The organism is Curtobacterium poinsettiae (assembly GCF_047226435.1).
GTDB classification, from domain to species: Bacteria; Actinomycetota; Actinomycetes; order Actinomycetales; family Microbacteriaceae; genus Curtobacterium; species Curtobacterium poinsettiae.
On record NZ_CP178434.1, the window covers coordinates 2,474,855 to 2,497,482 of the forward strand.

Annotated in this window: 18 protein-coding genes and 1 tRNA gene; 6 read left to right on the forward strand and 13 right to left on the reverse strand. The window is 70.7% G+C overall.

Going from position 1 to position 22,628, the window contains the following annotated elements; translation table 11 throughout:
* Positions 1 to 62 precede the first annotated feature (62 nt).
* Positions 63 to 2,015 (forward strand): acetate--CoA ligase, encoded by a 1,953-nt coding sequence (gene acs / locus ACL00U_RS11580; protein WP_412873419.1) that lies wholly within the window; start codon positions 63 to 65, stop codon positions 2,013 to 2,015.
* A gap of 79 nt (positions 2,016 to 2,094) precedes the next feature.
* Here acs and ACL00U_RS11585 read toward each other — a convergent pair whose 3' ends face one another.
* Both ACL00U_RS11585 and ACL00U_RS11590 read right to left on the reverse strand, forming a co-directional pair.
* Positions 2,095 to 2,556, reverse strand: coding sequence for a RidA family protein (locus ACL00U_RS11585; RefSeq protein ID WP_412873420.1), 462 nt, complete (start codon positions 2,554 to 2,556; stop codon positions 2,095 to 2,097).
* Positions 2,553 to 2,711, reverse strand: coding sequence for a DUF4177 domain-containing protein (locus tag ACL00U_RS11590; RefSeq protein WP_017888699.1), 159 nt, complete (start codon positions 2,709 to 2,711; stop codon positions 2,553 to 2,555). The genes ACL00U_RS11585 and ACL00U_RS11590 overlap by 4 nt, the downstream gene beginning before the upstream one ends.
* A gap of 50 nt (positions 2,712 to 2,761) precedes the next feature.
* Between ACL00U_RS11590 and ACL00U_RS11595 the strand changes: the two genes are divergently transcribed.
* The 5 genes from ACL00U_RS11595 to ACL00U_RS11615 all read left to right on the forward strand — a co-directional run bounded on the left by ACL00U_RS11595 (position 2,762) and on the right by ACL00U_RS11615 (position 8,371).
* The gene (locus tag ACL00U_RS11595) at positions 2,762 to 5,323 is read left to right on the forward strand and encodes a transglycosylase domain-containing protein (protein ID WP_052481775.1); all 2,562 of its coding nucleotides are present in this window, start codon (positions 2,762 to 2,764) and stop codon (positions 5,321 to 5,323) included.
* The gene (locus ACL00U_RS11600; RefSeq protein WP_140448972.1) at positions 5,320 to 6,276 is read left to right on the forward strand and encodes a metallophosphoesterase; all 957 of its coding nucleotides are present in this window, start codon (positions 5,320 to 5,322) and stop codon (positions 6,274 to 6,276) included. Before ACL00U_RS11595 ends, ACL00U_RS11600 begins: the two co-directional genes overlap by 4 nt.
* Positions 6,277 to 6,369: 93 nt before the next feature.
* Positions 6,370 to 6,443 (forward strand) — tRNA-Pro (locus tag ACL00U_RS11605).
* Positions 6,444 to 6,716: 273 nt separating this feature from the next.
* Positions 6,717 to 7,757 carry a sensor histidine kinase gene (locus tag ACL00U_RS11610; protein ID WP_263136504.1) on the forward strand — a complete coding sequence of 347 codons (1,041 nt, stop codon included), beginning with the start codon at positions 6,717 to 6,719 and terminating at the stop codon, positions 7,755 to 7,757.
* Complete coding sequence (locus ACL00U_RS11615; protein ID WP_412873421.1) at positions 7,754 to 8,371, forward strand: response regulator; 618 nt, start codon at positions 7,754 to 7,756, stop codon at positions 8,369 to 8,371. Before ACL00U_RS11610 ends, ACL00U_RS11615 begins: the two co-directional genes overlap by 4 nt.
* A gap of 85 nt (positions 8,372 to 8,456) precedes the next feature.
* Here ACL00U_RS11615 and ACL00U_RS11620 read toward each other — a convergent pair whose 3' ends face one another.
* The 11 genes from ACL00U_RS11620 to ACL00U_RS11670 all read right to left on the reverse strand — a co-directional run bounded on the left by ACL00U_RS11620 (position 8,457) and on the right by ACL00U_RS11670 (position 22,618).
* Positions 8,457 to 9,518 (reverse strand): LLM class flavin-dependent oxidoreductase, encoded by a 1,062-nt coding sequence (locus tag ACL00U_RS11620; RefSeq protein WP_412873422.1) that lies wholly within the window; start codon positions 9,516 to 9,518, stop codon positions 8,457 to 8,459.
* Between the two features lie 449 nt (positions 9,519 to 9,967).
* On the reverse strand, positions 9,968 to 10,594 hold the full coding sequence (locus ACL00U_RS11625) for a thymidine kinase (protein ID WP_017888688.1): 627 nt from the start codon (positions 10,592 to 10,594) through the stop codon (positions 9,968 to 9,970).
* Positions 10,594 to 11,295 (reverse strand): response regulator transcription factor, encoded by a 702-nt coding sequence (locus tag ACL00U_RS11630; RefSeq protein WP_040420063.1) that lies wholly within the window; start codon positions 11,293 to 11,295, stop codon positions 10,594 to 10,596. Before ACL00U_RS11630 ends, ACL00U_RS11625 begins: the two co-directional genes overlap by 1 nt.
* Complete coding sequence (locus ACL00U_RS11635; RefSeq protein WP_412873423.1) at positions 11,282 to 12,535, reverse strand: hypothetical protein; 1,254 nt, start codon at positions 12,533 to 12,535, stop codon at positions 11,282 to 11,284. The genes ACL00U_RS11630 and ACL00U_RS11635 overlap by 14 nt, the downstream gene beginning before the upstream one ends.
* Complete coding sequence (locus tag ACL00U_RS11640; RefSeq protein WP_412873424.1) at positions 12,532 to 13,752, reverse strand: sensor histidine kinase; 1,221 nt, start codon at positions 13,750 to 13,752, stop codon at positions 12,532 to 12,534. The genes ACL00U_RS11635 and ACL00U_RS11640 overlap by 4 nt, the downstream gene beginning before the upstream one ends.
* A gap of 170 nt (positions 13,753 to 13,922) precedes the next feature.
* The gene (locus ACL00U_RS11645; protein WP_262117773.1) at positions 13,923 to 15,053 is read right to left on the reverse strand and encodes an Rv2578c family radical SAM protein; all 1,131 of its coding nucleotides are present in this window, start codon (positions 15,051 to 15,053) and stop codon (positions 13,923 to 13,925) included.
* Positions 15,054 to 15,111: 58 nt separating this feature from the next.
* Positions 15,112 to 16,599: a malate:quinone oxidoreductase gene (locus ACL00U_RS11650; RefSeq protein WP_017888683.1), complete on the reverse strand. Its 1,488-nt coding sequence runs from the start codon at positions 16,597 to 16,599 to the stop codon at positions 15,112 to 15,114.
* Between the two features lie 98 nt (positions 16,600 to 16,697).
* Positions 16,698 to 17,750 (reverse strand): aspartate-semialdehyde dehydrogenase, encoded by a 1,053-nt coding sequence (locus ACL00U_RS11655; RefSeq protein WP_412873425.1) that lies wholly within the window; start codon positions 17,748 to 17,750, stop codon positions 16,698 to 16,700.
* 43 nt (positions 17,751 to 17,793) lie between these two features.
* A complete protein-coding gene (locus tag ACL00U_RS11660; RefSeq protein ID WP_017888681.1) occupies positions 17,794 to 19,059 on the reverse strand; it encodes an aspartate kinase in 1,266 nt (421 codons plus the stop codon).
* Positions 19,060 to 19,175: 116 nt separating this feature from the next.
* Positions 19,176 to 19,775 (reverse strand): recombination mediator RecR, encoded by a 600-nt coding sequence (recR, locus tag ACL00U_RS11665; protein WP_017888680.1) that lies wholly within the window; start codon positions 19,773 to 19,775, stop codon positions 19,176 to 19,178.
* Positions 19,775 to 22,618, reverse strand: coding sequence for a DNA polymerase III subunit gamma and tau (locus ACL00U_RS11670; RefSeq protein ID WP_412873426.1), 2,844 nt, complete (start codon positions 22,616 to 22,618; stop codon positions 19,775 to 19,777). The genes recR and ACL00U_RS11670 overlap by 1 nt, the downstream gene beginning before the upstream one ends.
* Positions 22,619 to 22,628 lie beyond the last annotated feature (10 nt).

Here is a 22,628-nt window from a genome sequence, read left to right on the forward strand (position 1 = left end):
GGATGCACGCAGGCACCGGCGACGGATGCCACCAGAGGCCGCAACGACGCGAAAGGACATCGATGTCCACTCCGACCCAGACCGACCCCCGAGGCGACGACGGAGCGACGTTCGCGCCGCCACCCGAGTTCGTGGCCGACGCGGTCGCCGGCGAGGACCTCCACCACGCAGCCGCAGCCGACCGCGAGGCATTCTGGGCCGAGCAGTCCCGGTCCCTGCTCGACTGGCGCACCCCGTTCACGCAGACCCTGGACTGGTCCGGCGCCCCGTTCGCGAAGTGGTTCGCCGACGGCACGCTCAACGTCGCCGAGAACTGCCTCGACCGGCACGTGCGGGCGGGCAACGGCGACCGTGTCGCGATCCACTTCGAGGGTGCCCCGGGCGACACGCGCCGGATCACCTACGCCGAGCTCACCGCCGAGGTGCAGCGCGCCGCGAACATGCTCACCGACCTCGGTGTCGGCCAGGGCGACCGCGTGGTCGTCTACCTGCCGCTCATCCCCGAGGCCGTCGTGACGATGCTCGCCGTCGCCCGCATCGGCGCCGTGCACTCGGTCGTCTTCGGTGGGTTCAGCGCCGAGAGCCTCCGTGCCCGGATCGAGGACGCCGGCGCGAAGCTCGTCGTCACCGCCGACGGTGGCTGGCGGCGCGGCGCCGTCTCTCCGCTCAAGCCCGCAGTCGACGAGGCGCTGACCGGCGAGGGCACCGACACGGTCGAGCACGTCCTGGTCGTCAAGCGCGGCGGCAACGACATCGCGTGGAACGACCGCGACGTGTGGTGGCACGACGAGCTGGCGAAGGCGGCACCGACCCACGAGGCGCAGGCGTTCCCCGCCGAGACGCCGCTGTTCATCCTGTACACCTCGGGCACGACCGGGAAGCCGAAGGGCATCGTGCACACCTCCGGCGGCTACCTGACCCAGGCGGCCTACACGCACAAGAACGTCTTCGACATGCACCCGGAGAAGGACGTGTACTGGTGCACCGCCGACATCGGCTGGATCACCGGTCACTCCTACGTCGTCTACGGCCCGCTCACCAACGGCGTCACCCAGGTGCTCTACGAAGGCACGCCGGACGAGCCGAAGCCCGGCCGCTGGTGGGACCTGGTCGACGCGTACGGCGTCACCGTCCTGTACACCGCGCCCACCGCGGTCCGTGCGGCGATGAAGGCCGGCCGGCAGATCCCGGAGGCCCGCAGCCTCGAGACCCTCCGCCTGCTCGGCAGCGTCGGCGAGCCGATCAACCCCGAGGCGTGGCAGTGGTACCGGCAGGTCATCGGCCACGACCGCACGCCGATCGTCGACACGTGGTGGCAGACCGAGACCGGCGCGATCATGATCTCCGCCCTGCCCGGCGTCACGAAGCTCAAGCCCGGTGCCGCGCAGACACCACTGCCCGGCATCGTCGCCGAGATCGTCGACGACGACGGCAATCGCGCAAAACCGGGCGAGAGTGGCTACCTCACCATCACCGAGCCGTGGCCGTCGATGGCGCGCGGGATCTGGAACGACCCGGACCGCTTCGTCGAGACCTACTGGTCCCGGTTCCCCGGCCGCTACTTCGCCGGCGACGGTGCGCGGCTCGACGGCGAGGGCGACATCTGGGTGCAGGGTCGCGTCGACGACGTCATGAACGTCTCGGGCCACCGCCTGTCCACCGCTGAGATCGAGTCCGCCCTGGTCGGCCACGAGGGCGTCGCCGAGGCCGCCGTGGTCGGCGCCGCCGACGAGACCACCGGGCAGGCCGTCGTCGCCTTCGTCATCCTGACGGCCGAGGCCGCCGCCGACGTCGACCGCGAGACCGCCGCCGCAGAGCTCCGCAACTGGGTCGGCAAACGGATCGGTGCGATCGCGAAGCCGCGCCAGGTCGTCATCGTGCCGGAACTGCCGAAGACACGTTCCGGCAAGATCATGCGGCGGCTGCTCCGCGACGCAGCCGAGGGCCGTCGCATCGGCGACACGACGACGCTGGCCGACCCGACGATCATGGCGACCATCGCGGAACTCATGTAGTCCGTGTCACGCAGGTGGGGCCTCCAGTCCATGTCGGACGGGAGGCCCCACCTGCGTTCGCTTCACTGCTGACGGTCCGTCAGGACGTCAGTTCCACCACCAGCTCGACCTCGACCGGTGCGTCCAGCGGGAGCACCGCGACGCCCACCGCGCTCCGCGCGTGGACGCCGGCGTCACCGAAGACCTCGCCGACCAGGGTCGACGCGCCGTTGGCGACGCCGGGCTGACCGGTGAACGACGGGTCCGACGCGACGAAGACGGTGACCTTGACGACACGGGCCACGCGGTCGAGCGAACCGGCGACCGACTGCACGGCGGCCAGGGCGTTCAGCGCGGCGACGCGTGCCTGGGCGGCAGCGGTCTCCGCGTCGACGTCGGCACCGACCTTGCCGGTCACGGGCAGGGTGCCGTCGACGAAGGGCAGCTGGCCCGCCGTGTAGACGTACTGGCCCGTCACGACGGCGGGCACGTAGGCGGCGACGGGCGCCGCGACCTCAGGGATCGTCAGGCCGAGTTCGGCGAGTCGGTCCGAGACGCTCATGCGTCGGCCTTGGGGCGCTTCAGGTAGGCGACGAGGCCACCCTCGGGTCCGGTGACGATCTGGACCAGCTCCCAACCCTCGTCCCCGTAGTTGTTGAGGATCGCGGTGGTGTTGTGGATCATCAGCGGCGTGGTGAAGTACTCCCAGCGAGTCATGCGGTTCCTTGCCAGCCTTTCAGTCGGGGGTGTCGTTTAGGCTGCATCCTATGTCTGCCCAGAAGACGTCTGCATCGCGGACCAAGCCCGTCTCAGCAGTCGGCGCCTTCATCGGATTCGTCGGGTTCAGTGCCCTCGCCGGCCTGCTCGTCACGATCGGCGTCACGCCGGCCATCGCCGTCGCCGGTGTCACGACGACGTCCACGATCGGCGTGTTCGAGTCCCTGCCGGAGTACATCGAGATCGGTGACCTGCCGCAGCGCAACGAGCTGTACGCGTACTCGGGCGGCAAGTCCGTGCACTTCGCCACCCTGTACGACCAGAACCGCCAAGAGCTGAAGTTCGACCAGATCAGCGACCAGCTGAAGAACGCGGCGATCGACGGCGAGGACAAGCGCTTCTACGACCACGGCGGCGTCGACATGACGTCGCTCATCCGCGCCGGTGTGGGCAGCATCGCGGGCGGCCTCGGCGACTCAGGCGGTGGGTCGACGCTGACCATGCAGCTCGTCCGCAACATCAAGATGAACGAAGCCCTGAACCTCCCCACCAAGAAGGAGCAGGAGAAGGCCTACAACGAGGCCGTCGAGCAGACCATCCCCCGCAAGCTGGAGGAGATGAAGCTCGCGATCGGGCTGGCGAAGAAGTACTCCAAGAAGGAGATCCTCACCGCCTACCTGAACATCGCCTACTTCGGCGACCAGACGTACGGCGTCCAGGCCGCGGCGCAGCACTACTACAACAAGAGCGCCACCGACCTGACCCCGGCCGAGGCCGCGTCGCTCATCGCGATCGTGCAGTACCCCGAGGCGCGCAACCTGTCGAACCCGAAGAAGTACGACGCCAACGTCGCCAGACGCAACGTCGTGCTCCGATCGATGTACGCCCAGAAGAACCTCACCGAGGCCGAGTACCGCAAGGCCCGCCTGTCGAAGCCGGCGGACTACGTGCACCTGACGCAGCCCTCGCAGGGGTGCCGGTCCTCGGTCGGCGACGGCTCGCAGTTCTTCTGCGACTACGCCAAGAAGGTCGTGCTCGAGATGTCGCAGCTCGGCTCCTCGCAGAAGGCCCGCGACACCGCGTGGCGCAACGGCGGCTACAAGATCCAGACGACGCTGAACATCGATCTGAACGCCGAGCAGAAGCGCCTGCTGAACACCTACGACAACAAGGCCGAGACGAACCTGGCCCTGGGGTCGACGCTCAACTCGATCGAGGCCGGTTCGGGGCGCATCATCACGATGGCGCAGAACAAGGACTTCGACGAGTCGCTGAAGTCCGCACCCACGTCGACCAGCATCAACTACAGCGTCGACTACAAGTACGGCAGCTCGGGCGGCTTCCAGACGGGCTCAACGTACAAGCTGTTCACCCTGCTCGACTGGGTCAAGGCCGGACACGGCTTGAACGAAACCGTGAGCGGCGCGGAACGGACCATTTCCCCTTGGACCATTTGTGGGGAAACCGTTGGAACCCCCTTCCCGGTGTCGAACGACGCCCCGGGCGAGGGCGGCAACTGGAGCGTGATGGGAGCCACCGCGGGCTCGATCAACGGTGCGTTCGCCTCGATGGCCCAGAAGCTCGACCTCTGCGACATCCGTGACATCGCGCAGTCGCTCGGTGTCCACCGGGCGGACGGCGGAGAGCTCCAGTACCAGAACCCTTCCGCGATCCTTGGCACGAACGAGATCGCTCCGATGACCATGGCAGCTGCCTACGCCGCCGTCGCGAACAACGGCATCTACTGCAAGCCGATCGCCATCGACGAGATCACCTCCCCGTCCGGCAAGAAGCTGGGCGGTCAGACCAAGGACTGCCAGCAGGCCGTCGATCCGGCCTTCGCCCAGGCGGCCATCTACGCGATGAAGGGCACGATCAGGAGCGGAACGGCAGTGGGCGCGCAGACGCCGGACGGAACCCAGCTGTTCGGCAAGACGGGTACCACCGACGAGGCTGACCAGATCTGGCTCGTGGGTGCGAGCTCGCGAGTCGCCACCGCCTACTGGCAGGGCAACACCGACGGTAAGAAGAACAACCTCCGTCACTACAGCAACGGTGTCGGCGGTACGTACGCCGGAGACCGCGCCAAGGTGTGGCGCGAGGCCATGACCCCGATCAACGCGATCTACCCCGCTGGCCCGTTCACGGACCCACAGCAGACCGCGATCCGCGGCAACGCCAAGGCCCTGCCGAACCTGCAGGGCAAGACGGCGGACGAGGCCCGCGCGGCGATCTCGGGCGCCGGGTTCACCTACGTCGACGGCGGAGCACGCCCCGGCCCGGGGAACCCCGGTTCCGTGACCTCCACCTCCCCGGCGGCGGGTGCGCTCCTGTCCTCGGGTTCGAGCGTCACGGTCTACACGTCGGACGGCACCCAGGCGACCGTTCCGGAGATCGGCGGCAACTCCCTCGGGGATGCCCGCTCGGCCCTGAACGACGCCGGCTTCACCAACGTCAGCATCACCGATGACTACGCCAAGGGCGGCGGCGGCAAGACCTGCAAGGTCGCCGCGGTCGACCCGGCGATCAGCTCCACGGCGAACAAGGACGACCAGGTGCGGATCAAGCTCTACGGCGACAAGGACGGCAAGGCGCCCAAGGACTGCAAGTGACCCGCAGCCGCGCCGCACTCGGCGTCCTCGCTGCAGGCGCGGCCGTCGGGGCTGCTTCGGCAGCGTGGGGCTCGCTCGTCGAACGTCGCCGCTTCGGGATCCGGTGGGAGACCGTCCCGGTGCTCCCGCCGGGTTCCCGTGACGTGACCGTCCTGCACCTGTCCGACATCCACATGGCCCCGTGGCAGGCCGACAAGCAGCAGTGGCTGCGCGACCTGAGCCTGGTCGAGCCGGACTTCATCGTGAACACCGGCGACAACCTCGGCCACGCGACCGCGAACGCTGCCGTGGAGTACGCGCTCGAGCCGTTCCGCGGGGTCCCCGGCGTCTTCGCCTACGGGTCGAACGACTTCTTCGGGCCGTCCCCGCGCAACCCGCTCAAGTACTTCTCGGGCCCGAGCCGGATGCACAAGGCGGCGGAGCCCGTCGGTCTCGACATCGACCGGCAGACGGCGTTCTTCGAGTCGCTCGGCTGGCTCGACCTGAACGACCAGGCGCACGCGATCGAGCTCCGCGGCTCCCGGTTCGAGCTGTTCGGCACCTCGGACGCGCACCGCGACTGGGACCGCCTCGACCTGCTGCCCACCAACGTCGACGAGATGCGCAGCGACGTGCCGTGGTCCGAGGACGAGGACGGCCCCGCTCCCGTCGCGATCGGTGTCACGCACGCCCCATACCGCCGTGTGCTCGACGCCTTCGTGACGCAGGGCGCCGACATCATCTTCGCCGGGCACACCCACGGCGGCCAGGTCGCGGTCCCCGGGGTCGGTGCGCTCGTCACGAACTGTGACCTCCCCCGCCGGTACGCCAGCGGGCTGCACAAGTGGGAGCACCGCAACCACTGGTCGTGGCTCGAGGTCTCGGCCGGTCTCGGAACTTCGATCTACGCGCCCGTCCGGTTCGCCTGCCGACCCGAGGCCGTCGTGGTCACCCTCACCGCGCGGGCTTCCTGAACCGACGCGCCCGGGAGTTCGCCGGATGGTCGTGAGCACCCTGGATCATCGGATAGTATTGTCTGGTTGCTCCGGTACGGAGTGATCACACCGCGGGGTGTGGCGCAGCTTGGTAGCGCGCCTCGTTCGGGACGAGGAGGTCGCAGGTTCAAATCCTGTCACCCCGACACTGTGTTGAGACAGTACGAAGAAGGCCCTGGTTCTCCGGAACCAGGGCCTTCTGCTTTCCCCGGACACCCTCGACATCGAAGAACCACTCCAGGTCCCGCCGTCGGGTCGCCGCGAGCGCGACGGCAGCGGACCTCGAGCGGCGGGTACGGGCTCGTTCGGCGACGAGTCCGTCAACGCACCGGGCGAGCAGCGCGCGATGTGTCCGGTGGCCCATCGTGCGGCGTGCGACACATCCGCGCGGCACCACGGCCGATACGCTCGCGACCGTCATGGACATCCCCGATCGACTCGCTGCCCTCCTCGCGCAGATCGCCGCGCAGTTCCCCGACATCGCCGACGACCCGGTGCTGACGCAGAACCTGGTCGAGAACGTGACGTCGATGATCGCCGAGGCGCACGAGCGCTACGCAGCTGGAGCCGAGGCCAGCGTGGTGAGCAACGCCTACCTGGATCCCGACCACCTGGATCCCGACCACCTGGCGACCGGCAGTCTGCACGCCGAGCAGGCGCAGCACCCGGCCGGTGCCATGCTCGCGGCGGAGATGCTGTTCGACGCCTACCTGCCGGTCTTCGTCGACGAGGTCGGTGCGACGTCCACCGCCGAGGTCCTGCGGGCCACGAGGGCCTTGCACGCCGGCATCTGGAGCCGGTTCCCGGCCGGGGCAGTCGCGTACACGGAGGCACTGCGCCAACGCCTCACCACGGCGCACCTGGACTCCCGCACCCAGATCGCGCGGGACCTGCACGACCGCGTCGCCCACGGCATCCTCGCCGGGTTGCAGCGCCTCGACCTCGTCCTGCTGACGGACCCGCCGTCCGACGAGCGCGCCGACCAGCTCGAGGACGCCGCACGGCTGCTCCGGAGCGCCCTCGGCGACGTGCAGGACCTCGCGGTGAGCCTGCACGCCCGGGTCGGTGACGCGCTGCTCGACGACGCGCTGCGCCGGCACGTGCACGACCTGTTCCCCGACGACGACCGGCTGTCTATCGAGTCGACGGGGACGCCCGCTGCGCTGCCGAACTGGCAGGCCGAGGAAGCGCTGACGATCCTGCTCGAGGCGCTCACGAACCGCAGCAAGCACGCCCCGGGCTCGACGACCTCGGTGCGCTTCGCGTGGTCCCCCGCCGCCGTGGTCGTGACGGTCGCCGACGACGGCCCGGGCTTCGACGTGCAGGGCGGCGCCGGCGGTCGCCTCGGGCAGCAGACGATGCGCGAGCGCGCCGCGGTGATCGGCGCTCGGCTCGCCGTCGAGAGCTCCCCGGGCACCGGCACCACCGTCCGCCTGACGATCCCGAGGGGCACCCTGTGACCGTCACCCACGTCGCCATCGTCGACGACCACCGGCTGTTCCGCGAAGGACTCGCCACGATCCTGGCCGCCGTCCCCACGATCCGCATCGTCGCACACGGCGAACGACCGTCCGACGTCCTCGACTCCCCCGAGGCCGCCGCCATCGACGTCCTGCTCCTCGACGTCGAGCTCGACGGCCCGCCGGCGCGCACCACGATCGCCACGGTCCGCCGCACCCGCCCGGACATCCGCGTCGTGGTGCTCACGATGCACCGTGACGCCGTCCTCCGCCGCACCCTGCTCGACGCCGGTGCGGTCGACTTCGTCACGAAGGACACCCCGAGCCGCGAGCTCGTCGACCGGATCGCCCGGGCAGCCCACGCCGATGCGGCACCGGTCACGTTCCCCGTCGACCTGGTCACCGAGGCCCGTGCCGGCTCACCGTTGAGCGACCGCGAGCTCGAGGTCCTGCGACTCCTCGCCGCCGCGCGCACCAACGCCGAGATCGCCGCCGACCTGCAACTCGCGATCGGCACCGTCAAGCGGCACGTCTACAACGTCTTCCGCAAGCTCGACGTCGGGTCCCGCGTCGGGGCGGTCGCTGCAGCCACGCGCCTGGGCCTGCTCACCTGAGGCACCACACGAACGAGTGAGCAGAAGAAGTCGAGTCACGAGCGGGGGCCCGACATATTCTGCTCACTCGACGAACGAACCCGGACTAGCCGACGGACGACGCCCCGGCGCCAGCTGACGCACCCGCGGGCACGAGCGTGCCGGCGGCGTGCAGCCCCGCCACGACGTCGAGCGCCTGGTGCCGGTACCGCGCCTGCGCAGCGCCGGGCGCCACGATCACGCCGTTCGCCCCCGTCGACGCCACGAGCGCGTTGATCTTCTCCGCGACCTGCTCGGCGTTGCCGTAGGCCTGACGCTCGGTGCGAGCCGCGATGAAGCGACGCTCCAGGTCGTTGAATTCGTACGCACGCGCCTCGTCCATCGACACCGGCTCGGGCTTCCGGCCGGAGCGCATCCGGATGAAGGAGATCATGCCCGGCGCGCTCTGCTCCTCGATCACGGCGGGGTCCTCGTCGGTGACGACCTGCACGCCGATCAGCGCGTTCGGCGTCTGCCGGAAGCGCGACGGACGGAACGAGTCGCGGTACAGGGCGAGCGCCGCCTCGGTGTTGTCCGACGCGAAGTGGTGGGCGAAGGCGAACGAGATGCCGAGCGCACCCGCGACCTGGGCGCTGTAGCCGGAGGACCCGAGCAGCCAGAACTCCGGCACGTCCCCGTACCCGGGCACGGCGCGGATGCGGGACAGCGGGTTCGCCTCGTCCATCCCGGTGAAGAAACCGATGAGGTCGGCAAGCTGCTGCGGGAAGTCGTCGACGTCGAGTCGGTCGGTTCGGCGCAGCGCCATGGCGGTCGCGCCGTCGGTGCCGGGAGCGCGCCCGAGCCCGAGGTCGACACGGTCGCCGTACAGGGCACGGAGGGTGCCGAACTGCTCGGCGACGACGAGGGGTGCGTGGTTCGGCAGCATGACGCCACCGGATCCGATGCGGATCGTCGAGGTGGCCGCGCCCACCGCGCTCAGCAGCACCGCCGGGGCCGAGGACGTGATGCCCGGCATCCCGTGGTGCTCGGCGACCCAGAACCGCTCGTACCCGAGCTGCTCGGCGTGCACGGCCATGTCGACGGACCCCTGCAGGGCCTCGGTGTTGGACTGGCCGTACTCGCGTGTGGCCAGGTCGAGGACGGACAGGTGCAGGGTGTCGTCGGTCATGTGGTCACCAACGCGCTCCGGCGCACCTGCATTCCACGCGGCACCGGGACCTCGACCGGTCAGGACATGCCGCCGCACCGCCGCCGACCGGTCACCAGGTGACGCTTGGAGGTTGCGGCACCGACAGTCCGCGACCACTCGGCTGACGCACGCGGCGTGCCCTGGACGCGCGATGCGACGGCCGGGAGGCCCGTGGCGGGGCCGCGCCGCGCCTCCCGGCCGGCCTTCGGTTCCGTCTCGGACGCCGAGCGGTCACGACGTGCCGCGCGCGCCTTTCGGACCGGTCACGGACGGTCGCTCGACGGGCGCACCGCCGACGCGGCGTGACCGCGCGGCGAACCCAAGCGGGGTGTCGTGACCGGCAAGTGGACACGATCAGGGCGCATCATCGACGGGACGCGACCACTCGACGAATCCGACGTCGTGTCGTCGCCAGCCGGCACGAGCGGTCAGGCGCCGTCGAGGCGGCCGCCGGACTCCGTCAGGTAGCAGTTGGCGCAGAGCGACTCGTAGGCGACGTCGACACCGTCGATCGCGACCTGGGAGCCGTCGAAGACGAAGCGGCCGTCGACCGTGCGGGCGTTGAAGACCGCCTTGCGGCCACAGCGGCAGATGGTCTTGAGTTCCTCGAGGGAGTGCGCGACCTCGAGCAGGCGGGCGCTGCCGGGGAACGCCTCGGTGCGGAAGTCCGTGCGGATGCCGTAGGTGATCACGGGGACCTGGTCGAGGACCGCGATGCGCAGCAGGTCGTCGACCTGGCGCGGGGTGAGGAACTGCGCCTCGTCGACGAGCACGCAGCTGACCGGACGCACCATGCCGTCCAGGCGGTCCGACTCGGGGTCGACGGCTCCGGCGGCGGTGACGGCGTCGCGGACGTCGGCATCCGGCGAGAACACGATGTCGACGGTCCGGGTGACGCCGAGGCGGGAGACGATCTCACGGTCGCCCTTGGTGTCCACCGCGGGCTTGGCGAGCAGCACCCGGTGCCCGCGCTCCTCGTAGTTGTAGGCGGCCTGCAGCAAGCCCGTGCTCTTGCCGCTGTTCATCGCGCCGTAGCGGAAGTAGAGCTTCGCCACTACGCGAGGAACCCGTCCTCGGCGGCCCGACGGATGAGGTCGGACTTCTTCGAGGCGGGGCGGCCCACCTTGCTGTACTTCTCGCGCACGCGACGCAGGTAGGTCTTCGCGGTCTCGTACTGCACGTTCATCTGCGCGGCGACCTCGTTCGTCGAGTAGCCGGACACGTAGAGCCGCAGCGCCTCTTCCTCACCGGCGCTGAGCTTCGGCCGCTGGTGCGCGGTGGCCCCCGTCGGCAGCGGACGCCACTCGCGGGGCTGCGGGGTCTCGCGGGCGACGCCCATGATCTCGCGCGCGACGTCCATGACCTCGCGCATCGGCAGCGACTTCGACAGGAACGCCGCGGCGCCGGCGGCCAGGGCGCGGTCGCGGGACTCACGGCTGTCGACGCTCGAGAGCACGATCACCTTCGCCCCGGCGGCACGGCAGGTGCGCACGCGGGCTTCGATGGAGACGGGTTCCTTGAGCTGGAAGTCGAGGAACACCAGGTCGGTCGGGAAGCTGTCGCTGTGGACCATCTCGAGCCAGGTGTGCGCGGTCAGGGCCAGGTCGAAGTCGAACGCGTTCACCGCGATCCAGCTCGACAGGCTGTCCAGCAGCACCTCGTGGTCGTCGAGGATGGCCAACCGAACACGTCGTGCTCCCGGGTTCGGGAGGGACGGCGACCCCTCCGAGAGCCTGTTCGGGTCAGTGCTGGTCATAGGAGAACCTTAGTGCGAGGGCGGAAGGACGGACTGCGACGTCGAGGTCGGGGAACGTCACGCGGAGGACGGCGAAGTACGGGTCGAAGGTGCGGTGGATGCCGATGTCGGAGTCCGCGACGGCGAGCTCCATGTCGACCTCTACGCGGGCTGGTGGCGTGGCCGGCGTCGGCGCGCCAGCCGGCGACGCGGGGCCCGACGCGGGGCCTGACGAGGGGCCTGACGCGGAGCCTGACGCAGCGTCGGCTCGTCGCACCGTCGTCCGGAACCCGGCGGGGTCGACCGTCGAGGCGCGCAGGGCCGCTCGGACGAAGGTGCGGACCACCGTCCGCTGGTCGGTGTCGAGCGTCGCGATGAGGCCGTCGGGGTCGTCGACCAGCGGTGCTGCACCGCCGTCCACCCGGACGGCGAGCTCGAACCAGGTGCGGTCCGCGTCGGCGACCATCGACGCCCGGATGCCGTCGGCGATCGCACGCGCACGGGCACGGTCGGCGTCGGTGATGACGTCGCGCGTGCGGAGCTCGGCGAAGAACGGGGCGACGTCACGGGACAGGATGGTCGAATGGTCCTGCTGCACGCTCGCCGCGATGCCGTCCCGCTCGGCGCGAGCGACGGAGTACGACCCGGCACGGATCTGCACCCGCTCGGCGAGCCCCGCGAAGGTCCGTGCGAACACCGCCGCAGCAGCGGTCAGCACGAGTGTCGGGGCCGCGGCCAGGAACGCCGCGACGGCGACCGGCACCTCGTGCGGGAACTCCGCTGCGCCCGCCCCCCAGGCGACGGCGTTGACCGCGGCCAGGACGAGCCCGCCGATCGTCAGGTCCGTCCACGGTCGGTACGGGGCGACCATCACGATGCCCGTCGCGGTGAGCAGGGACATGAAGTCGTTCAAGGCGCTGCGGTCCGGCCCCCACTGCGCGGCGATGCTCGCGACCGAGGCCAGGCCGAGCAACCCGACGTGTGCGATGAAGGCCCAGCGGGGGAACGGCGCGCGGAACGGACTCGAGGCGGTGAACACCACCACCGCCGAGGCCGCGACGAGCAGCACCGTGAGGGCGCTCAGCGTGGGGCTGCCCACGACGTCGCGGTCGAAGATCGACACGAGCAGGGCCCAGACGACGCTGCCCGCCCCGAGCACGACGACGAGCGGGCGGGACCCCATCGCGCCGAGCGGGTCGTACTGCTGCGCGGTGCGGCGGGGACCAGGGCTGGTCGCCCGGCCCGGACGGACCGCGGTCACCGCACAGCCCCTCGGTCGTCGGCGGCGGCCGGCACGGTGACGGCACCGGTGACCGGCACGTACGGCACCGTCATCATCACGCTCGTCCCGGAACCCGGCGACGACCAGATCTGGACGTCACCCCCGACCCGTCCGATGCGGTCGCGGACCGACCCGCGGAGCCCCATCCGGTCGGCGCCGGTGGCGTCTTCGTCGAACCCTCGTCCGTCGTCCACGACCATGACGGTGCAGGACGCACTGTCATCGAAGACGCTGACCTCGGCTGCGTCGGTGCCGGCGTGCTTCCGCACGTTCGCCAGGCACTGCGCGACGGCCCGGACGATCGCCGAGAGTGCGCGCTGGTCGAGGCGGTCGAGCGCCGAGGTGTCACCGGACACGGTGACGTCGAGTCCGAGCGCACGGTGCTCGTCGACCATGCTGCCGAACGTCTCGGCCGCCGCACCCGGGCGCGGACGGGCGGCCGGGGCGAGCCAGCCCTTGCCGGTGAGCACCGCGACGTCGGCGTCGACGGTCTCGGCGAGGTGCGGGTCCATCGGACCGTCCGGTGCCAGCGCGATGGCGCCGAGGTGGTTGAGCACCGTGTCGTGCAGGATCGCGGACGCCTCGGCCTCGACCCCGGCACGGTAGGCGGAGACGTGCTCTTCGCGGGCCGAGCGCAGGAGCTCGGGCTGCACCCGTTCGCTCCGCCCCGTGCTGCGGGTCGTGAAGAGCACGAGCGAGACCACGAAGCCCAGGGTGATCCAGGCCAGGATGAGCGGCCGGGGCGGCGCACCGTCCTGCGCGATGGCGATCCAGGTGGCGAGTCGCCCGGTCAGGAAGCCCACGAACGACCACAGCACGACGCGGCGCGGCACGGCACCGGCTCCCCCGACCAGGATGAGCGGGATCACCGCGAGGGACATCAGGTACGAGGTCACCCAGCCGGTCGGGACCTGCTGCTGGACCCCGACGGCGAACCACCAGGCGCAGACGCCGCCGACCGCCAGGAACGCGATCGCCGAGAGCCGGGTGCCGAACTGCACGTGCACGCCGATCATGGCGAGCATGGGGACGACCGCCAGCGCGGTGCCGACCACCTGCACCCCGGGCTCGGACACGCCGTAGAGCACGAGCGTGATCACCGCGGCCACCAGGGACCCGACGGCGCCGGCGTGGAAGGCGCGCACGGTCGACCACGCGTTCACTCGCGGCGCGAGGTGCGTGGGGATGCCGAGCACGAGGTGAGTCCTTCCGGGTGGCGAGGGCGCCGTCCACGATCCAACCACCGGAGCAGCGGCCGTGTACCCCGAAACCCGGGCCGTACGGCGACCCGCTCGATGATAGCCACCCGACCTCGGGTCTTGCTGTCCCCCGAACGTGGACCGGCCAGCGCCCGGCGGATCACCGATCAGAAGAGCGTCTGCGACACCTGGGGCCGGAGCAACCGTCGGTCGAACCCGGGGTCGGCACGCTTCAGCGGCGAGACCGTCGGCACCGACTGCTCCTGCGGCGGGCCGTCCGGCACACCCGGCGGCAGCGCACGCGGCCCCGAGAACCCCATCGACCCCGTGGCCGGGTCCACCCGCCCGAGCCCCACCCCGTGCGCCGCCAGGATCGGCCGGATGCGCTCCGACAACCACCGCCGGTAGTCCTTGGGTGCGTAGGTGTTGTCGAGGTACATCGCGCGGTACCGCTGCACCAGGTCGGGCCGTTCACGGCCGAGCCACTCGAACCACCACGGCTTCACACCCGGCCGCAGGTGCAGCGCCGAGTACGTGATGCTCGTCGCTCCGGCCGCGACCGACCGACCGACGGCGTCGTCGAGGTGCGCCCGGGTGTCGGTGATGTACGGCAGCACGGGCATCAGGAACACGGAGCAGTCGAGCCCCGCGTCACGGATGGCACGCACGGTCGCGAGCCGCGCCGACGTCGTCGGGGTGCCCGCCTCGACCGACTGCTGCAACGAGTCGTCGTACACGGCGATCGACATCGCGAGGTCCACCGGCACGACCTTCGCCGCCTCGGCCAGGAGCGGCAGGTCGCGCCGCAGCAGCGTGCCCTTCGTCAGGATGCTGAACGGAGTGCGCGACTCCGCCAGCGCCTCGATCACCCCGGGCATCAGCCGGTAGCGTCCCTCGGCCCGCTGGTACGGGTCGGTGTTCGTGCCGAGGGCCACCGGGTGGCGGTCCCACGTGGGCTTGCCGAGCTCACGACGCAGCACGTCGGCGACGTTCGTCTTCACCACGATCTGCTGGTCGAAGTCGGCGCCGCCGTCGAACTCCAGGTACGTGTGCGTCGGGCGGGCGAAGCAGTACACGCAGGCGTGGCTGCACCCGCGGTAGGGGTTGATCGTCCAGCCGTACGTGCCGGACCCGTCTGCGCTCGGCACCCGGTTCAGGGCGCTCTTCGCCAGGACCTCGTGGAAGGTCACCCCGGCGAACTCGGGCGTCGTCACGCTCCGGACGAACCCGCTGTTCGATTCCATCCCGGGCAGCGCGTCGCTCTGCTCCGCGTCGATCGCCTGTCCACTCCACCGCATGTCGTCATTCGAACACACGTTCGAACGGACTGCAAGCCGGAGCGGATCGCTGCAGGCCTCAGTGGTGCAGGCCGAGCACCTTCGCCGTGCGCTCGAGCGTGGCGTCGGCCAGCTCCGGGTCGTCACCGAGGTCCTGCCCGTACGTCGGCACCATGGCGCGGACGTCGTCCTGCCAGCCGTCCCACCGGTCGGGGAAGCACCGGTGCAGCATCGTGAGCATGATCGGCACGGCCGTCGACGCACCCGGTGACGCCCCGAGCAGCCCCGCGATGGAGCCGTCGGCGGCGGTGATGACCTCGGTGCCGAACTGCAGCACGCCGCCCTTGTCCTTGTCGGGCTTGATCACCTGGACGCGCTGTCCAGCCGTGATGCGGTGCCAGTTCTCGGGCTCGGCGCTCGGCATGAAGTCACGGAGCGCCTCGAACTTGGTGCGCTTCGAGGCGAGGAGCTGACCGACCAGGTAGCGGACCAGGTCGAAGTTCGAGAACGCCACGCTCAGCATCGGGCGGAGGTTGTGCGGTCGGATCGAGCGGAACAGGTCGAGCACCGATCCCTGCTTCAGGAACTTCGGGCTGAACCCGGCGTACGGGCCGAACATCAGCGACGAACCACCGTCGACGATGCGGGTGTCGAGGTGCGGCACCGACATCGGCGGAGCACCGACGCTCGCCTTGCCGTAGACCTTGGCCGAGTGCTTCTGCACCACCTCGGGGTCGTCGGTCCGCAGGAACTCCCCCGAGACCGGGAAACCGCCGTAGCCGCGGATCTCGGGGATGCCGGACTTCTGCAGCAGGTGCAGGGCGCCACCACCGGCTCCGACGAAGACGAACTTCGCGGCGATCCGCTGCGTCGACCGACCGATCTCGTTGCGGACGTTGAGCACCCAGCCCTCGGACACCTTCGAGCGGGTCAGGTTGGTGACCTGGTGCGAGGGCTCCATCTCGACGCCGTCGAGCTCGAGCTGGTCGAAGAGCTGGTGGGTGAGCGACCCGAAGTCGACGTCCGAGCCGGCCGCCGAGTACGTCGCAGCGATCGGCTGGTCCTTCTTGCGACCGGGGATGAGCGCCGGTGCCCACTGCCGGATCTGTGCGGGGTCGTCGGAGAACTCGATGCCGGCGAAGAGCGGGTGGTCGCGCATCGCTTCGTACCGCGCACGCATGTAGGCGACGTTGGCCTCGCCCCAGACGAAGGAGATGTGCGGCGTCGGGTTGATGAAGTTCGTCGGTTCCGGCAGCACGCCGGTCTCGACCAGGTGCGCCCAGAACTGTCGCGAGACCTGGAACTGTTCGTTGACCGTGACCGCCTTCGCGATGTCGACGCGGCCGTCCGGCAGTTCGGGCGTGTAGTTCAGCTCGCACAGCGCCGAGTGCCCGGTCCCCGCGTTGTTCCACGGGTTCGAGGACTCCTGCGCGACCGTGCCGAGCCGCTCGTACACGCGGATCTTCCAGCTCGGTTCGAGCTTGTGGATGATGGCCCCGAGCGTGGCACTCATGATGCCTCCGCCGATCAGGACGACGTCGATGGGGTCCACCTGCTTCTCTGCCACCCGTCGATCCTACCGGCGTCCCCCGACAGACGGACGGGAGGCCCGTGGCGGTGTCGCCACGGGCCTCCCGTCCGTCTGCTGGTCGCGCTCGGCGCGCGCTACGCGTCGACGGAGCGACGCGCGACGATGGTCTCGGCGATCTGCACCGCGTTGAGCGCGGCGCCCTTGCGCAGGTTGTCGTTGCTGACGAACAGCACCAGGCCGCGGCCCTCGGGCGCGGACTGGTCGGCGCGGATGCGGCCGACGAACGCCGGGTCCTTGCCCGCGGCCTGCAGCGGGGTCGGGACGTCGGACAGCTCGACGCCGGGCGCGCTCGACAGGATCTCCGTCGCGCGCTCGGGCGACAGCGGACGCTCGAACTCGGCGTGCACCGAGATGGAGTGACCGGTGAACACGGGGACGCGCACGCACGTGCCCGCGACGAGCAGGTCGGGGAGCTCGAGGATCTTCCGGCTCTCGTTGCGGAGCTTCTTCTCCTCGTCGGTCTCGCCCAGGCCGTCCTCGACGATGCTGCCGGCGAGCGGCACGACGTCGAACGCGATCGGGCGGACGTACTTGACCGGCTTGGGGAACGTCACGGCGGATCCGTCGTGCGTCAGCGCAGCGGTGTCCTGCTCGAGGGCGGCCTTCGCCTGGCCCAGGAGTTCCTCGACGCCGGCGAGCCCGGAGCCGGAGACCGCCTGGTAGGTCGTGGCGACGAGGCGACGGAGCCCGGACTCGGTGTCGAGCACCTTGAGCACCGGCATGATCGCCATGGTCGTGCAGTTCGGGTTCGCGATGATGCCCTTGGGCGCCTGGTCGATGGCGTGCGGGTTCACCTCGCTCACGACGAGCGGGACGTCGGGGTCCATGCGCCAGGCGCTCGAGTTGTCGACGACGAGCGCCCCGGCGGCGGCGAACTTCGGCGCGAGGGCCCGCGAGGCGGTGGCCCCGGCAGAGAACAGCGCGATGTCGATGCCGGACGGGTCGGCGAGCTCGGAGTCCTCGACCACGATCTGCTCGCCGCGGAACGGCAGCGTCGTGCCGGCGGAACGAGCGCTCGCGAAGAAGCGGACCCGGTCGGCCGGGAACGCGCGCTCCTCGAGCAGGCGGCGCATCACGGCGCCGACCTGGCCGGTGGCGCCGACGACGGCGACGGTGAGGGTGGTCATGCGGTGCTCCTGGTGGTTCAGCGGATCAACGAGCCGGCGGGTGTCAGCGGCCGGTGCCGGCGTAGACGACGGCCTCGGCGTCGGCGTCGAGGCCGAACGCGCTGTGCACGACCCGCATCGCCTCGTTCAGGGTGTCGGCGCGGGTCACGACGGAGATGCGGATCTCGGACGTGGAGATCATCTCGATGTTGATCGACGCGTCGTGCAGGGCGCGGAAGAGCTGCGCCGAGACACCGGCGTTCGTGCGCATCCCAGCGCCGACCAGGGCGAGCTTGCCGATCTGGTCGTCGTACTGGATGCTCTCGTAGCCGATGTCGGCCTTCGCGACCTCGAGTGCCGTCAGCACCGTCTGGCCCTGGTCCTTCGGCAGGGTGAACGAGATGTCCGTCCGCCCGGTCGACGCAGCCGACACGTTCTGGACGATCATGTCGATGTTCGCCCCGGCGCGCGCGACGTTGGTGAAGATCTCAGCGGCCTTGCCCGGCTGGTCCGGGACCCCCACGACGGTGATCTTCCCCTCGGAGAGGTCTCCGGCGATCCCGGTGATGATCGGTTCTTCCACGGTTTCCCCCTCGGCAGGGTTGTAGACGATGGTGCCCTCGTTGTTGTTGAACGAGGACCGGACGTGCAGCGTGACCCCGTGCCGACGGGCGTACTCGACGGCGCGGATGTACAGGACCTTGGCACCCGAGGCTGCGAGCTCGAGCATCTCCTCGCTGGTGACGCGGTCGACCTTGCGGGCCTTCGGCACGACACGGGGGTCGGCGGTGAAGATGCCGTCGACGTCGGTGTAGATCTCGCAGACGTCGGCGTCGAGCGCTGCGGCGAGGGCGACGGCCGTGGTGTCGGAGCCGCCGCGACCGAGCGTGGTGATCTCGCCCGTGGTGCGGTTGAAGCCCTGGAACCCGGCGACGATCGCGACGTGGCCGGAGTCGAGCGCCTCACGCACGCGCTTCGGGGTGACGTCGACGATGCGGGCCTTGCCGTGCTGGGCGTCGGTGAGCATGCCGGCCTGGCTGCCGGTGTACGACGACGCTTCGACCCCGAGGCTCTTGATCGCCATCGCGAGCAGCGCCATCGAGATGCGCTCCCCCGCGGTCAGGAGCATGTCGAGTTCACGGCCGGCGGGGATCGGCGTGACGGAGTGCGCCAGGTCGACGAGTTCGTCGGTGGTGTCGCCCATCGCCGACACCGCCACGACCACGTCGTTGCCGGCCTTCTTCGTCTCGACGATCCGCTTCGCCACGCGCTTGATGCTCTCGGCGTCCGCGACGGATGAACCACCGAACTTCTGCACGATCAAGGCCACTGGCTGGTACTCCCGGAGACGGCGACACCGCGAGGTCACGCGGTCTCACAATGGTAGAGGGTGTTTCGGGGATGTTGCGTGCGAGTGGGCCCCGACGCAAGGATCCTGCGTGGCGGTCAGCCGCCGACGACGCGGCGGCCTTCGAAGGCACGACCGAGTGTGACCTCGTCGGCGTACTCCAGGTCGCCACCGACCGGCAGCCCCGACGCGAGCCGCGTGGTGCGGATGCCCATCGGGACGAGCAGCCGGCTGAGGTAGGTCGCCGTCGCCTCGCCCTCGAGGTTGGGGTCGGTCGCGATGATGACCTCGGCCACGGTGCCGTCGGCCAGGCGCGTCATGAGCTGCTGGATGCGCAGGTCGTCCGGGCCGATGCCGTCGATCGGGCTGATCGCCCCGCCGAGCACGTGGTACAGCCCACGGAACTCGCGGGTCCGCTCGATCGCCGCGACGTCCTTCGCCTCTTCCACCACGCAGATGGTGGCGGGCGAACGACGCGGGTCACGGCAGATGCTGCACTGCACGTTCTCGGTGACGTTGCCGCAGATCTCGCAGAAGCGGACCCGCTCCTTGACGTCGGCGAGCAGCTCAGACAGTCGGCTCGGGTCGAACGACTCGGTCTGCAGGATGTGGAAGGCGATGCGCTGCGCCGACTTCGGGCCGATGCCGGGCAGGCGGCCGAACTCGTCGATGAGGTCCTGGACGATCCCGTCGTACATCAGGCACCGTCCTGGTGGAGGGCGGTCTCCTCGATGAACTGAGCGTTGAGGATCTCACGCACGACCGCCTCGCCGTACCGACCCGCGACCGGCGCGCGGCGCGCGGGCGGCGCGGTGCGCGGAGCAGCGGCGGCAGGTGCCGACGGCTGGGACGCGCGCTGCGGCGCGGCCTGCTGCGCCGGGGCCGCCGGCGCGGCGGCTGCGGTCGCCGCGCCGCGACCGATCCCCGGGTCGGGGAACGGTGCGCCGTCGTCGTACGGTTCGTCGTCGAGCGGGTAGTCGTCGACGGGGACGCCCGGCACGACGGGACCGCCGGGAGGCACGGCTGCCGCTCCGGACGCCGCCTGCTGCCCCGGGGTGGTCGGCTGGTCGGGCTGCCCACCCGTGGCACCAGCAGGTCGCGCGGGTGCTGCTGGCTGCGTCGGCTCCGTCGTGGTGGTCTCGGCGGGGGCGACCGGTGCGGACGCCGGTGCGGTGCCGAACGGTGCTGCCCAGCTCGGCTCGACGGACTCCGGGACGGCGTCGGCGGTGGGGTCGTTGGCGGGGATCGTCGCGACCGCCCAGTCGGTCACCGGTGCGCCCGAGGGAGCAGGGGTGGGATCGGCGGGTGCCGCGTCACGCTGCGGCGCGGGCGAGGTCGGTGCTCCGGGGGCCGGCGCGGCCTCCGGTGCCGGCGCGGCCTTCGCCGCCTGCTGTTCCGACACAGCCTCGGGTACCGCTGCTGCCGCAGGGGCTGCTTCCGGCTCCGCAGCTGCAGCGGGCACTGCCTGCGACTCCGGCGCCGGAGCAGCCGTTGTCGCGGGCGCGGGCGCGTCAGCAGACTTCGGCGCCGGGGACTCCGGTGCCGCGGCGGCGGGGGCCTGGGCAACGGGAGCCGGACGCTGGGCCGGTGCAGCCTGCTGCGCCGGAGCAGGTTGCTGGGCCGGAGCAGGTTGCGGGGCCGGAGCCGTTTGCTGGGCCGGAGCCGACTGCTGCTGCTGCTGCTGACGCTGCTGCTGACCCGGCCCGCGGGCGACGAACTTCACGCGGAGCCCGAGCACGTCGACGATGGCGGCGCGCAGCAGTTCGCTGACGCTGGCCGAGGGATCGGACATCTCCTTGAACGAAGCAACGTCCTGCTGACTCGGGAACGTCAGCGTCAGGACGTCGTCGCGGAGCGCGGTGACCTGCGCCGTGACGACCACCGACCACGCCGAACGCTTGGCGTGCTGCACGTGCTCGACGATCTGCGGCCAGGAGTCACGCATCTGCTGGAAGCCGACGGCACCGACGGTCCGGACGGCGGGCTCGTCGCCGATCGTCGTGCCCTGACCGGTGGACGACGGACTGACCGGCTCAGCCCCGGACTTCGCGTCCTGGGGCTTCGAGGCCCCGGTCGAGGTCGGCGTCTGTGCGGGCGCTTCCGGAGCGCTCGGAGCGACCGCGGCCCAGGACGCCGCGGCGTCACGAGCGACGGCCCCGGAATCGGCCTGGGGCGCGCTCTGCTGTGCAGCCGGACGCTCGGGGGCCGTCGTGCGAGCCGCACCCGGTGCCGGAACGGGCGTCGGCGCGAGGGAGGGAGCAGGAGCTGCGGGAGCCGCGGCCGCCGGCTGCTCACGACGCGGTGCAGCGGCGACGGCCGGAGCGGACTGCTCACCGGCGCCGACCTGGTGCCCACCGGCGTCGTGTCCACCGACGTCACCGACACCGACGCGACGTTCCAGGCGCTCCACCCGGGCGAGGGCTCCGCGCTGGGTGTCGTCGGCCTCGGGCACGAGCATCCGGGCCGTCATGAGTTCGAGGTGCAACCGGGGCGAGGTCGCACCGGTCATGTCGGTGAGGGCACGGTTCGCGATGTCGGCGGAGCGGGAGAGCCCCGTCGCACCGAAGACCCCGGCCTGGCGGCTCATGGTGTCGAGCTCTTCCGGCGAGACGCCGCGCAGGACGGCGGCGGCGCTCTCGTTCGTCGCCGCCACGACGATCAGGTCGCGCAGGCGCTCGAGCAGGTCCTCGACGAAGCGGCGGGGATCCTGCCCGGTCTGCACGACGCGGTCGATCGCGGCGAAGGCGGAAGCCGGGTCGGCGACGGCCAGGGCGTCGACGACGTCGTCGAGCAGGGCTGCGTCGGTGTAACCGAGCAGGGCGACGGCACGCTCGTAGGCGATCGCGCCGTCTTCGCTGCCGGCCATCAGCTGGTCGAGCAACGAGAGGGTGTCGCGGACCGACCCGCCACCCGCGCGCACCACCAGGGGAAGGACGCCGGGTGCCACGGAGACGGACTCCTGCGTGCAGAGCTGCTCGATGTACTCGAGCATCACCGCGGGCGGGACGAGCCGGAACGGGTAGTGGTGGGTGCGCGACCGGATGGTGCCGATGACCTTCTCGGGCTCGGTCGTCGCGAAGATGAACTTGACGTGCTCCGGGGGTTCCTCGACCAGCTTGAGCAGCGCGTTGAAGCCCTGCGGCGTCACCATGTGCGCTTCGTCGAGGATGAAGATCTTGTAGCGGTCGCGAGCCGGGGCGAACACGGCACGGTCGCGCAGGTCACGTGCGTCGTCGACACCGTTGTGGCTCGCCGCGTCGATCTCGATGACGTCGAGCGATCCGCTGCCGTCGCGGGCGAGTTCGACGCAGCTCGGGCAGACACCGCACGGGGTGTCCGTCGGGCCTTCGGCACAGTTCAGGCAGCGCGCGAGGATGCGGGCCGAGGTCGTCTTGCCGCAGCCACGGGGCCCGCTGAACAGGTAGGCGTGGTTGACGCGGTTCGTGCGGAGCGCCGTGCGGAGCGGGTCGGTGACCTGCGACTGCCCGATCAGCTCGGCGAAGTTCTCGGGCCGGTAACGGCGATACAGGGCGGTGACCACGCGACAAGGG

Bases quoted from the DNA above. Each gene is read 5' to 3' on its own strand.
- ACL00U_RS11620 (WP_412873422.1), bottom strand. From the start codon at position 9,518: ATGACCGACGACACCCTGCACCTGTCCGTCCTCGACCTGGCCACACGC.
- ACL00U_RS11590 (WP_017888699.1), bottom strand. From the start codon at position 2,711: ATGACTCGCTGGGAGTACTTCACCACGCCGCTGATGATCCACAACACC.
- ACL00U_RS11585 (WP_412873420.1), bottom strand. From the start codon at position 2,556: ATGAGCGTCTCGGACCGACTCGCCGAACTCGGCCTGACGATCCCTGAG.
- ACL00U_RS11595 (WP_052481775.1), top strand. From the start codon at position 2,762: ATGTCTGCCCAGAAGACGTCTGCATCGCGGACCAAGCCCGTCTCAGCA.
- ACL00U_RS11655 (WP_412873425.1), bottom strand. From the start codon at position 17,750: ATGACCACCCTCACCGTCGCCGTCGTCGGCGCCACCGGCCAGGTCGGC.
- recR (WP_017888680.1), bottom strand. From the start codon at position 19,775: ATGTACGACGGGATCGTCCAGGACCTCATCGACGAGTTCGGCCGCCTG.
- ACL00U_RS11630 (WP_040420063.1), bottom strand. From the start codon at position 11,295: ATGACCAGCACTGACCCGAACAGGCTCTCGGAGGGGTCGCCGTCCCTC.
- ACL00U_RS11610 (WP_263136504.1), top strand. From the start codon at position 6,717: ATGGACATCCCCGATCGACTCGCTGCCCTCCTCGCGCAGATCGCCGCG.
- acs (WP_412873419.1), top strand. From the start codon at position 63: ATGTCCACTCCGACCCAGACCGACCCCCGAGGCGACGACGGAGCGACG.
- ACL00U_RS11645 (WP_262117773.1), bottom strand. From the start codon at position 15,053: ATGCGGTGGAGTGGACAGGCGATCGACGCGGAGCAGAGCGACGCGCTG.